The organism is Amycolatopsis pretoriensis, assembly GCF_900107925.1.
Lineage (GTDB): Bacteria > Actinomycetota > Actinomycetes > Mycobacteriales > Pseudonocardiaceae > Amycolatopsis > Amycolatopsis pretoriensis.
In genome coordinates, this window is sequence record NZ_FNUJ01000009.1 from 381601 (window position 1) to 393279 (window position 11679).

The following is an 11679-nucleotide window of genomic DNA, read 5'->3' on the forward strand; positions in this document are numbered from 1 at the left end:
AGAGCCCTTGACCCGAACGGGGCCGGCCGATTCACCCGACGTCGCGGCCGCTTCCACGAGCAGGTGACCGCGTACTGGCAGAGGATGAGCACGTGGGACGCAAATTCGGCAAACGAGGCAAGCCCGGCACGGGCTCGCCCCAGGACCCGGCGGCGCTGTTCGGCGCACCCCAGCCGCCGAGGCAGTCGGCGCGCCCCGTGTCGAGCACGCCGCTGGCCGACCAGCTGGCCCAGGGCTACCCGGGCGTGGACCCGGGGTACGTGGTGTTGCCGAGGTCGTTGGCGGAGGGCATGTCGCTGCCGTGGCAGCACCAGATGGCGGCGCTGCTGGCCCAGTTCCACGCGGAGCATGCGTCGCTGGCGTGGCCGATCTATCGGGTGGTGCCGTCTCGGTACGAGCGGCTGGCGGACCTGGACGAGGAGCAGCTGGCCGAGGCGGGCTACCTGGTCGAGATGGACGCCGACGGCGAGATGGTCTACCGCGAGCGCAGCGGGCGGAAGGTGGAGGACCCGGAGAACACGTCGGTGTTGGTGTCATCGCTGGACCCGATCCCGCGCCCGGCGGCGCGTCCGGCACCCCCGACGGGGGCACCGTCCGGGCAGGTACCAGCCCCGATGAACATCGGGCCGGCACCGGTGTGGCGGACGGTCCCGCACCCACCCCCGGCGCAGTCGGTACCGGGGACACCGGAGCAGTTCCCGGCTGCTCCGGGTTCCGGCTGGTCCGGTTCGCAGTCGGGGCCGAGGGCACCTCGCCATGCGGCGCCGGAAGCTGGGTCGTTCACTTCACCGGCGGCTTCCGAGGTGGGGCACTCTGGGGTGGCGCAGTCTTTCGTGGCGCCGGTTGCTGGTGAGCAGCCATCCGCTGGGGCGCAGGCCTTCGCCGGGGGGCCGTCGCCGGCCGAGTCCGCGGGGCGGCCGGATTCGTCGGCCACGGACCAGGTGGTTGCCGAGCCGGAATCGCCGACGGCTGGGCGGCCGCCATCGCCCATCGAGCCGGAGCCACTCTGGGCGGCCGCTGACCAGCGGCAAGCGGCCGTGGAGCCGGAATCGCCGACGGCTGGGCGGCCGCAATCGCCTATCGGGCCGGAGGTGCAGCCGCAGTCGGCGGCCATGGGTCAGCCGCAGTCGCCTGCTGAGCCGGAGCCGCTCAAGGCGGCCGCTGACCAGCAGCAAGCAGCCACCGAACCGGAGATGCAGGCACAACGGTCGGTCGAGTCACAGCCGGCGGCTCGGCCGCAGTCGCTTACCGAGCCGGAGCCGCTCTCAACGGCTGCTGACCAGCGGCAACCGGCTGTCGAGCCGGAATCGCCGGCCGCCGCGCAGTCGCAATCGTTCGCCGAGCCGGAGCCGGTTGCCGAGGCGGGGCCGCTCCCGGCCGCTGACCAGCGGCAAGCGGTCGCCGAGCCGGAATCGCCGGCCGCCGCGCAGTCGCAATCGTTCGCCGAGCCGGAGCCGGTTGCCGAGGCGGGGCCGCTCCCGGCCGCTGACCAGCGGCAAGCGGTCGCCGAGCCGGAATCGCCGGCCGCCGCGCAGTCGCAATCGTTCGCCGAGCCGGAGCCGGTTGCCGAGGCGGGGCCGCTCCCGGCCGCTGACCAGCGGCAAGCGGCTGTCGAGCCGGAATCGCCGGCCGCCGCGCAGTCGCAATCGGCCATCGAGCCGGAGCCGGCTGCCGAGTCGGAGCCGCTCCCGGCCGCTGACCAGCGGCAGCCGGCTATCGAGTCGGAGGTGCAGGCGCCACGGCCGTTGGAGTCGCAATCGTCGGCCGCGGACGTGCGGCAATCGCCTGCCGAGCCGGCGCCGGTTGTCGAGCCGGAGCCGCAATCGGCCGGTGCGGATCAGCGGCAAACGATCGCCGAGTCGCCGGCTCAGCCACGTCCGCCGGTTGAGTCGCAGCCCGGATCGCAGACTGCGGCGCAGCCGCATTCGGCTGCCGAGTCGCGAGCGGAATCGCAGGCCGCGGTTCCGTCGCAGTCGCCTTCCGAGCCGCAGCCTGTCGACCAGCGGCGATCGCTTGCCGAGCCGGAGCCGCAAACAGCGGCGGTGGATCAGCCGCACTCGCCTGTCGAGCCGGAGCCGTCCTCGGCGGCCGCGGCTCACTCGCGGCCGGTCGCCGAGTCGCCGGCTCAGCCACGTCCGCCGGTTGACTCGCAGCCGGAATCGCCGGACGAGTCGGTGGCCCGGTCGGAGCCGCTTGTCGAGCCGGAGCTGCAATCGCCTGCCGATTCGGAGGTGCAGTCGCCGGCCGAGGCGCGGTCGGAACCGGCTGCGGAGCAGCGGCAGTCGGTTGTTGAGCCGGTTGTGCGGCCGGAATCGGTTGTCGAGCCGGAGCCGCAGTTGGCGGACCAGCTGCAACCTCCTGCCGACTCGCGCCCGGAACTGGCTGCGGAGCAGAGGCAGTCGCTTGCTGAGTCGGGGGTGCAGTCGGAGCCGGCTGTTGAATCGGAGCCGCAATCGCCCGCTGCGGATCAGCCGCAAGCTTTAGACCAGCCACAATCGCCCGCCGAGGCGCTGTCTCAGCCCGAATCGCCGGCTGCGGGCGAGCAGCAGTCGCTTGGCGAGTCGCAGGTGCGACCGTCGGCGCCGGTTGAGTCGCTGCCGGAATTGCCCGTGGAGCAGCGGCAGTCGGTGGAGCCGCATTCGCCGGCCGTTGGTTCGTCGGACTTGCCTGTCGGGGCTACGGAGGAGCCGCAGCCGCCGGTTGCGTCGCAGTCGGAAGCGCCCGTGGTGGAGTCGCCAATAGGCGGGCCGTCGGGCTCGGTCGAGCAGTCTCAGGCGCCGGTTCAGCCGCGGCCCGTCGCTGAGCCGTTGGTATGGGCGCAGCCGCCCAATGTGCCGGGGTCGCAATCGCAGCCGGCCGCTGCTGCTCAGCAACCGCCTGTTGGCTCGCCGCATCAGCAGCCTGCTTCGCAGCAGCCTCCCGCTGCGGCTCAACAGCAGCCGGCTGCCGCAAGTCGGCATCTTCCTCCGCACCAGCAACAGCCCGCCAACCCTCAGCCGCCTGTCGGTTCGCAGCAGCCAGGCCCGCAGCAGCCAGGCGCGCAGTCGCCGGCCAGTTCGCAGGAGCCAGGCCTTCAGGAGCCGGGCGCGCAGTCGCCCGCCGGTTCGCAGCAGCCGGGCCCTCGCCAACCCGTCAGCTCGCAGCAGCCAAGCGCGCAGCAGCCAGGCCTCCAGCCGCCGGCCAGTTCGCAGGAGCCGGGCGCGCAGTCGCCTGTCGGTTCGCAGCAGCCAGGTCCTCGCCAACCCGTCAGCTCGCAGCAGCCAAGCCCCCAGCAGTCAAGCCCCCAGCAGCCAGGCCGCAGGCCGCCTGCCAGCCCGCAGCAGCCGGGCCTCCAGCCGCCGGCCAGTTCGCAGGAGCCAGGCCTTCAGGAGCCGGGCGCGCAGTCGCCTGTCGGTTCGCAGCAGCCGGGCCCTCGCCAACCCGTCAGCTCGCAGCAGCCAAGCCCCCAACAGCCAGGCCCCAGGCCGCCTGCCACCTCGCAGCAGCCAGTCCCGCAGCAGCCGAGCCCCCAGCCGCCGTCGGGCTTTCAACCGGCCAACCCCCAGCAACCCCCCACAGCCACCCCTCCGTGGAACAACAAACCCGTCTTCCCGGGCCCCGAATCGACGCCCCAGCCCTTCCCGGCCCGCCACGCCGCCCCTGCGCGCCCGGTCTTCCCCGGTCCCGGCACCATGCCCCCCGCCCCGCCCACCGCGCGGCCCGTCTTCCCCGGCCCCGACACCCCTCTCCCGCAACCCTCCAAAGACCAGCAGGAAACCCCGCCCCGAGGCACCCCCCGCGGGTGGTTCGACGAGTTCACCGACCAGCAGAAAGAACCCGAAGAACCCCCGGACTTCGGCCCCACCGGGCAGCCGACCGAGATCCCCTACCGGTACAAGCGCTGACAACCCGGCCCAGTGGTGCGAACCTGAGTTCATGTCCAAAGACCCGAACCCGGACCAGGGGTGGTACTACAACACCCGCACCAAGCAGGTCGAGCACCTCGAACGCAGCCGCGGCATCGACCTGCTCGGCCCCTACCCCGACGAAGCCACCGCCCGGCGGGCACTCGACATCGCCAAGGAACGGACCCGGCAGGCCGATGCCGCGGACGCTTCCTGGAACGACGACTAGACCGCCAGCCCCGGGCTCACCACGAACTCCGGGTCCACCTGCGCAGCCAGGTCCGCGCCCGCCCAGGCGTTCGCGTTGCGCAGGTGGAACTCCACCGCCTGGCGCTGGTAGCGCGCCCAGTCGCGCTGCTCCGCGTCCACCGTCGCGTGCATCGAACGCAGCGTCGAAAGGTTGCGCGGCTCGAGCTCGGTGATCGGCCGGGCCGAGCCGCGCTCCGCCGCGCGTACGTGCCCTGAAGCCGACAGCCACCCCAGGAGCGCCGATCCCACCTGGTCCTGCAGGAACTCGATGTCGTCGGCGTCGGTCACCTTGTTGCCGACCACCACCAGCCGCACGCCGTAGTCGCGCGCGTAGTCCGCGTACTGGCGGTACACGCCCACGCTGCGGACCGTCGGCTCGCACACCAGGAACGTCACGTCGAACCGCGTGAACAGCCCCGACGCGAACGCGTCCGCCCCCGCGGTCATGTCCATCACGACGTACTCGCCCTCGACGTCCACCAGGTGGTTGAGCAGCAGCTCGGCCGCGCCCACCTTCGAGTGGTAGCACTTGACACCCAGGTCGTCCTCGTCGAACTGCCCGGTGACGCCCAGCCGGACGCCGCCCAGCTGCCGGAAGCACGCGTCGAACACGGGGCTGTCCTCGAACGGCCGGACCAGCCGCGACCCGCGGCCCGGCGGCGTCGTCTTGATCATCGACGCCGCGTCCGGGATCCGCGGGTTGTCGCCGCGCAGGTAGTCCTTGATCAGCGCCATGTTGTCGCCGAGCGTCGGCCAGGCCAGCGCTTCCTCCTCGGTCGCGCCGAGCGCCACCGCGAGGTGCTGGTTGATGTCGGCGTCGATGGCCAGCACCGGACGGCCGGCGTCGGCGAGGTACGCGACGAACAGCGACGACAACGTGGTCTTGCCGCTGCCGCCCTTGCCGACGAACGCGATCTTCACGAGGAGCCCCTCCCGAAAATGAGAATGAAGACGGTTTTCATTATTGACAGTCAACGTACACCCGACCGGCCCGCGCCCGATCGGGCGATCATCGGCCCCTTCCGGGGTTAGGGTTGGGGGGTGCCTCCCCTGGTGATCAGGACACACTCGGCGGGCGGGGACTTCGGTCCGCTGCGCGCCGAGTTTTCGCTGCCGGAGTCGTTCGGGCCCGACGTGCTGGCCGAGGCGGAGGCGGCGGTCCTCGATCCGCTGGCCGAGCGCCGCGAAGACGCGACCGACCTGCCGTTCGTCACCATCGACCCGCCCGGCGCCAAGGACCTCGACCAGGCGATGGTCGTCGAGAAGACCGCGCACGGCTTTCGCGTGCACTACGCGATCGCCGACCTCGCCTCGTTCGTCCCGCCCGGCGGCGCGCTCGACCGCGAGTCGCGGCTGCGCGGCCAGACGCTGTACCTGCCCGACGGGAACGTCCCGCTGCACCCGCCGGTCCTGTCCGAAGGCGCCGCGAGCCTGCTGCCCGGCGAGATCCGGCCCGCGGTGCTCTGGACCATCGAGACCGACGAAGCCGGCGAGCCGACGGCCACCCGGGTGCGCCGCGCACTGGTCCGGTCCACCGAGCAGTTCGACTACGAGACCGTCCAGGCCGCGCTCGACGCCGGGAACCCGCACCCGTCGGTGGCCGCGTTGCCCGAGCTGGGCCGGCGGCGGCGCGAGCTGGCCGTCCGGCGCGGCGCCGTCGAGCTGCAGCTGCCGGAGCAGGAGATCAGCGGCGACCCGGACGGCGGCTGGGTCCTCGCGCGCCGGCCGCGCACCGTCGTCGACGCGTGGAACGCCGAAATCTCGCTGCTCACCGGGATGGCCGCGGCGAAGATCATGATCGACGCGCGGATCGGCGTCCTGCGCACGCTGCCCGACCCGGAACCCGAGGCCGTCGACTGGCTGCGCCGCTCCGCCGAGGCGCTGGGCATCGCGTGGGCGCCGGAGGCGACCGTCTCGGAGTTCCTGTCCCGGTTGGACCCGGGCCAGCCGGCGTCGATGGCGCTCTACGCGGACACGACGCGGTTGTTGCGCGGCGCGGGCTACACGGCGTTCGACGGCGAACTGCCCGCGTTGACGACGCACGCGGGCATCGGCGGCGCGTACGCGCACGTGACGGCGCCGATCCGGCGGCTGGTCGACCGGTTCGCGACGGAGATCTGCCTGGCCGTGTCGGCCGGGCGCGACGTGCCGGCGTGGGTGCGGGCGGCGCTCGCGGACGTCCCGGACCGCATGACGGCGTCGGACACGCTGGCCGCGAAGGTCGAGCGCGCGTGCATCGACCAGGTCGAGGCGTGGGTGCTGGCCGAGCGCATCGGCGGCGAGTTCAGCGCGGTGGTGCTGCGCGCGGACGAGAACAAGGCGGAGATCCTCGTCGAAGACCCGACGGTGATGGCGAAGTGCGCGGGCGAGAAGCTGACCGCGGGGGAGCGGATCGGCGTCCGGCTGACCGCGGTGGACGTCGAGAAGCGGAAGGTGTCGTTCGAACGCGCATGACTCTCGTCGACGATCTCGGGGAGCCGGTGCCGCTGAGTGGCCCGGCTTCTCGTGTGGTCTCGCTCGTGCCGTCGCTGACCGAAGCGGTCGAGCTGAGCGCGCCCGGCCGCCTGGTCGGCGCGACGGACTACTGCACGCACCCGTCCACTTTGGACGTTCCGCGGGTGGGCGGGTCTAAGTACCCGAAGCTCGGCCGGGTCCTGGACCTGGCGCCCGACCTCGTGCTGGCCAACTCGGAGGAGAGCCGCCCGGAGGACGTGGAACGGTTGCGCGCCAACGGGATCCCGGTGTGGGTGATGGCCGCGGCGGCGTCGGTTCCGGCCGCGCTGGGCTCGCTGCGGCGGATCCTGACGCAGGCGTACGAGCTGGACGAGCCGGAGTGGCTGGTGGCGGCGGAGGAGCTCTGGCGCGAGACCCGGCCGGTGCGGTTCCACGCGGTGGTCCCGGTGTGGCGCAAGCCGTGGATCGTCCTGGGCCGCGACACCTTCGGCGGCGACGTCCTGCGCCGCGTGGGCGTGGCGAACGTGTACGCGGGTTCGGACGAGCGGTACCCGCGACCGGCGATCGAGGAGCTGCGGGCGCACTTCACCGCGGACGCGGATCTGCTGGTCCTGCCGGACGAGCCGTACTTGTTCACGGAGGAGGACGGCCCGGACCACTTCCCGGACGCGCGGTACGTCCTGGTCTCGGGCCGCCACCTCACGTGGTACGGACCCTCACTCGTCGAGGCCCACGCGGCTCTTACAGCGTCAATCCCGTCAGAACCGTGACGCGCTCCTCGGTGAAGTCCGCCATCGCCGACGCCGGGCCCTCGCGGCCGACTCCGGAGTCCTTCACCCCGCCGTACGGCATCTGATCGGCTCGGAAGCTCGGGACGTCACCGACCAGCACGCCACCCACCTTCAACGCCGCCGACACCTCGAACGCCGTCGGCAGGTCGCGGGTGAACACGCCCGCCTGCAGCCCGAAGCGCGACGCGTTGATCCGCGCCACCCCGTCGGCCACCGAGGACACCCGGACCAGCGAGACCACCGGCCCGAACACCTCCTCGGCCATCACCGACGCGTCCTCCGGGACGTCCGCCAGCACCGTCGGCTCCACGGTGGCTCCCGAGCGCCCGCCGCCGGTCAGCAAGCGAGCGCCTGCCGAAACCGCGTCGGACACCCAGGATTCCACGCGCTCGGCGGCCGCCGAATTGATCAGCGGGCCGACGTCCACACCCTCGGCCCGCGGGTCGCCGGTGCGTAAGGACGCGACCTGCTCGACGACCTTCGAAGCCACAGCGTCGTACACATCCGAGTGCACGTAGACCCGCTGCACCGAGATGCACGACTGCCCCGCCTGGTACATCGCGAACGTCGCGATCCGCTGCGCCGCGAAGTCGAGATCTGGCCAATCCGGACAGACGAGCACCGCGCCGTTGCCGCCCAGCTCCAGCGCCACGTGCTTGCGCGGCACGCGGTCGCGGATCGCCCAGCCGACCGGGACCGAGCCGGTGAACGACACCACCGGCAGCCTCGGGTCCTCGACCAGCCGCGACGACGTCTCGTTGTCCACCGGCAGGATCGACCACGAGCCGGCCGGGAGGTCCGTCTCGGCCAGGATTTCGCCCAGCAGCAACGCTGTCAGCGGCGTCGCCGGCGCCGGCTTCAGCACGATCGGCGCGCCCACCGCGATCGCCGGCGCCACCTTGTGGGCCACCAGGTTCAGCGGGAAGTTGAACGGCGTGATGCCCAGCACCGGGCCCCGCGGGACGCGCCGGACCAACGCGAGCCGGCCCGTGCCGCCCGGGTCGGTGTCGAGGCGCTGCAGCTCGCCCGAGAACCGGCGGGCCTCCTCGGCGGCCCAGCGGAACGTCGACACCGCGCGCCCGACCTCGCCGCGGGCCCACTTCAGCGGCTTGCCGGACTCGGCCGTGATCAGCTGGGCGATCTCCTCGGACCGCTCACCCAACGCCCGGGACACGTGGTCCAGCGCGCCGGCACGGACGTGCGCGGGCAGCGTCGCGAACTCGTCGGCGACGTCGTGCGCGGCCTGCACCGCGGCCTCGACGTCCGAAGTGGACGGCACGAAGTGCGACCCGGCCGTCGAGCCGTCGAAGGAGTGGCGGACGTCGGCCGAAGAACCGCCGGTCACCGGCTTCCCGGCGACCCAGAAGGGGAAAGTCATGCGCGAGCCTCCGTGCGGACAGCGTGCTCGAGGACCGAGAGGCCCTCGTCGAGCAGGTCGTTGGACAGGGACAGCGGCGGCAGCAGCCGGACGACGTTGCCGTAGGTGCCGCAGGTCAGCACCACCACGCCGGCCCGGTGGCAGGCCGCCGCGACGCGTTTGGTCAGGTCGGCGTCCGGTTCCGAAGAACCGGGCTTCACGAACTCCGCGGCCAGCATCGCGCCGCGCCCGCGGACGTCACCGATCACACCGGTTTCGGTGGCCAGCGCACGCAACCGCGGCAGCACAACGCCTTCGATGCGCTTGGCCGACGCGGCCAGGTCCTCGTTCTTCATGGTCTCGATCGACCCCAAAGCGGCGGCGCACGCGATCGGGTTGCCGCCGTACGTGCCGCCGAGCCCGCCGGGGCCGACAGCATCGAGAAGGGCAGCGCGGCCGGTGACCGCCGACAGCGGGAGGCCGCCCGCGATGCCCTTGGCCGTCGCGATCAGGTCCGGGACCACGTCCTCGTCGGTGGACGCGAACCAGGAACCGGTGCGGCAGAAGCCCGTCTGGACCTCGTCGGCGACGAACACGACGCCGTTTTCGCGGCACCACGCGGAAATCGCGGGCAGGAAGCCGCGCGCGGGCTCGATGAACCCGCCTTCGCCCTGGATCGGCTCCAGGACGACCGCGGCCACCTGGTCGCCGCCGATCTGCTTCTCGATCCGGTCGATCGCCAGCGCGGCCGCTTCGGGGCCGGACAGGCCGTCGCGGTACGGGTACGAGCCCGGCACGCGGTAGACCTCGGGCGCGAACGGGCCGAACCCGTGCTTGTAGGGCACCGACTTCGCGGTCATGCCCATCGTCAGGTTGGTGCGGCCGTGGTAGGCGTGGTCGAACACGACGACGGCCTGGCGTCCGGTCGCCGTGCGCGCGATCTTCACGGCGTTCTCGACGGCTTCGGCGCCGGAGTTGAACAGGACCGACTTCTTCGCGTGGTCGCCCGGCGTCAGCTCGGCCAGCGCCTCGCAGACCTCGACGTACCCCTCGTACGGCGTGACCATGAAACAGGTGTGGGTGAACCAGCACGCCTGCTTGCGGACGCGGTCGACGACCGCCGGCGCCGAGTGCCCGACGTTGGTCACCGCGATGCCGGAGCCGAAGTCGATCAGGACGTTGCCGTCGGCGTCGGTGAGCAGCCCGCCGCTGGCGGAGGTGACGTAGACGGGCAGCACCGAGCTGACCCCGGCGGCGACGGCGTTCGCGCGGCGCTCCTGCAGCTCGCGCGAGGCGGGGCCGGGGATCTCGGTGCGCAGCCTGCGCTGCCGGGGCGCCGGGGCCTGCTGCTCGGCGGTGGTGCTTGCGGTCACGGCGTGCTCCTGCGGACGGTGGGAGGGTCGTCCCCAGGATGAGCGGTTACCGGACGGTCGTCAGCTGGACGTTCTGGCTATTTCGAGGCGTATGATTGGCCGTTGTGGCACTCACCCTGGCCGGACTGGCCGCCGACCGCCCGCTCGGGCTGCGGGTGCTGACGGGCGACGACCTCCTGGATCGCCCGATCGGGTGGGTCCACCCGACGGAGCTGACCGACCCGCAGGCGTTCCTCGAAGGCGGCGAGCTGCTGCTCACGACCGGCCTGGCGCTGGACGAGGAGACGTCGCCGTCCTACGTGCGCCGGCTGGTCGACGCGGGAGTGGCGGGGCTCGGCTTCGGCGTCGGGCTGAGCCACGAGTCCGTGCCGCGCTCGCTCGTGGCGACGGCGGCTGACGTGGGGCTGCCGGTGCTGGAGGTGCCGCGCGAGACGCCGTTCATCGCGATCACCCGCGCGGTTTCTCGGGCGGTGGCGGCCGACGAGTACGCGACGACGGTCCGGATCGGCCGCGCCCAGCAGGAGCTGACCCGCACGGCGGTGGGTCGCAGCGGTCCGTCGGGGGTGCTGCGGAAGCTGGCGAAGCTCGTTGACGGCTGGGTGCTCCTCTTCGACCGGACCACCGTCAGCGAAGCAGCTCCGGCGAGTGCCCGCGCGTACGGTGCTTCGCTGCGCGAAGAGCTGGAGCGGCTTCGCACGGGCACGCGGGTCGTCGTGCTCGACGAGCAGGAAGTCGTGCTGCAGACCCTCGACACGAGCGCGCGCCGGGTGCTCGCCGTCGGCGCGGCTCTGGACACGGCGGGGCGGCACATCGTCAACACGGCGGTGTCGGTGCTTTCCCTGGCGCTGGAACAGGATCGCGCGCAGGCGGCGGCGCGGGAGGCGTTGCGGACCGGGCTGCTGGAACTGCTCATCGGCGGTCAGGCCGAGCTGGCGCTGCGGGTGCTCGCGGCTTCCGGCGCCGAGGCACCGGCCGCGCCGTGGTCGGTGCTGGTCTTCGCGGGCGCGCCCGCCGCGCGGCGCAGGCTGCTCGGCGCGCTGGAGAGCGAGCCGGTGTTCGCCGCGCGGCACGGCTCGGCGGTGGTCGCGCTCGGCGCCGCCGACGCCGTGACGGACGCGGCGCTGCGGATCGGCGGCCTGCACGGGGGAGTGGCCGGCCCGGTGTCCACAACGGACTTCGCGGCCGGGCTGGAGCAGGCGGAACTGGCGTGCCGGGTCGCGGAGGCCGACGGCAAGGTCCTGGTGTCGGCCGCGGAGCACACGGGCCGCGGCCTGCTGTCGTTGATCGAGCCGACGGTCGCGCAAGCGTTCGCGCGCGGCTTGCTGACCCCGCTGCGGGACCACGACGAGACGGGCCGCGGCGACTTGGAGACGTCGTTGCGCTGCTGGCTGGAGCACCACGGCCACTGGGACGTGGCGGCCGCGCGGCTGGGCGTCCACCGGCACACGCTGCGGAACCGGATCCGCAAAGCCGGGGAACTGCTGGGCCGGGACCTCGATTCGCCGGGCGTGCGCGCGGAACTTTGGGTGGCGCTGCAGGCTTGAGCAACGCCGGAGCCGCGCCGGGCGTCC

At 72.8% G+C, this 11679-nt stretch carries 8 protein-coding genes; 5 read left to right on the forward strand and 3 right to left on the reverse strand.

The features are described from left to right. Nucleotides 1–92 precede the first annotated feature (92 nt). Both BLV96_RS50945 and BLV96_RS37420 read left to right on the forward strand, forming a co-directional pair. On the forward strand, nucleotides 93–3884 hold the full coding sequence (locus BLV96_RS50945) for a hypothetical protein (RefSeq protein ID WP_244180758.1): 3792 nt from the start codon (nucleotides 93–95) through the stop codon (nucleotides 3882–3884). 31 nt (nucleotides 3885–3915) lie between these two features. Then, nucleotides 3916–4113, forward strand: coding sequence for a hypothetical protein (locus BLV96_RS37420; RefSeq protein WP_091390086.1), 198 nt, complete (start codon nucleotides 3916–3918; stop codon nucleotides 4111–4113). Here the strand turns inward: BLV96_RS37420 and BLV96_RS37425 are convergent. Then, nucleotides 4110–5054: an ATP-binding protein gene (locus tag BLV96_RS37425; protein WP_091390090.1), complete on the reverse strand. Its 945-nt coding sequence runs from the start codon at nucleotides 5052–5054 to the stop codon at nucleotides 4110–4112. The genes BLV96_RS37420 and BLV96_RS37425 overlap by 4 nt on opposite strands. Nucleotides 5055–5186: 132 nt before the next feature. Here BLV96_RS37425 and BLV96_RS37430 point away from each other — a divergent pair, with 132 nt between their 5' ends. Together BLV96_RS37430 and BLV96_RS37435 are read left to right on the forward strand one after the other, a co-directional pair. Then, nucleotides 5187–6587, forward strand: coding sequence for an RNB domain-containing ribonuclease (locus tag BLV96_RS37430; RefSeq protein WP_086676557.1), 1401 nt, complete (start codon nucleotides 5187–5189; stop codon nucleotides 6585–6587). Next, complete coding sequence (locus tag BLV96_RS37435; RefSeq protein WP_086676556.1) at nucleotides 6584–7357, forward strand: helical backbone metal receptor; 774 nt, start codon at nucleotides 6584–6586, stop codon at nucleotides 7355–7357. Before BLV96_RS37430 ends, BLV96_RS37435 begins: the two co-directional genes overlap by 4 nt. Here BLV96_RS37435 and BLV96_RS37440 read toward each other — a convergent pair. Then, nucleotides 7329–8756 carry an aldehyde dehydrogenase family protein gene (locus tag BLV96_RS37440; protein ID WP_086676555.1) on the reverse strand — a complete coding sequence of 476 codons (1428 nt, stop codon included), beginning with the start codon at nucleotides 8754–8756 and terminating at the stop codon, nucleotides 7329–7331. The two genes, BLV96_RS37435 and BLV96_RS37440, sit on opposite strands and share 29 nt — an antisense overlap. Next, complete coding sequence (gabT, locus tag BLV96_RS37445; protein WP_086676554.1) at nucleotides 8753–10108, reverse strand: 4-aminobutyrate--2-oxoglutarate transaminase; 1356 nt, start codon at nucleotides 10106–10108, stop codon at nucleotides 8753–8755. Before gabT ends, BLV96_RS37440 begins: the two co-directional genes overlap by 4 nt. Nucleotides 10109–10212: 104 nt before the next feature. Here gabT and BLV96_RS37450 point away from each other — a divergent pair, with 104 nt between their 5' ends. After that, complete coding sequence (locus BLV96_RS37450; RefSeq protein WP_086676553.1) at nucleotides 10213–11652, forward strand: PucR family transcriptional regulator; 1440 nt, start codon at nucleotides 10213–10215, stop codon at nucleotides 11650–11652. Nucleotides 11653–11679: the final 27 nt, after the last annotated feature.

What these genes read in the sequence shown, in the direction of transcription:
- BLV96_RS37420 (WP_091390086.1), top strand. Translation starts at nt 3,916, where the DNA reads ATGTCCAAAGACCCGAACCCGGACCAGGGGTGGTACTACAACACCCGC.
- BLV96_RS37435 (WP_086676556.1), top strand. Translation starts at nt 6,584, where the DNA reads ATGACTCTCGTCGACGATCTCGGGGAGCCGGTGCCGCTGAGTGGCCCG.
- BLV96_RS37440 (WP_086676555.1), bottom strand. Translation starts at nt 8,756, where the DNA reads ATGACTTTCCCCTTCTGGGTCGCCGGGAAGCCGGTGACCGGCGGTTCT.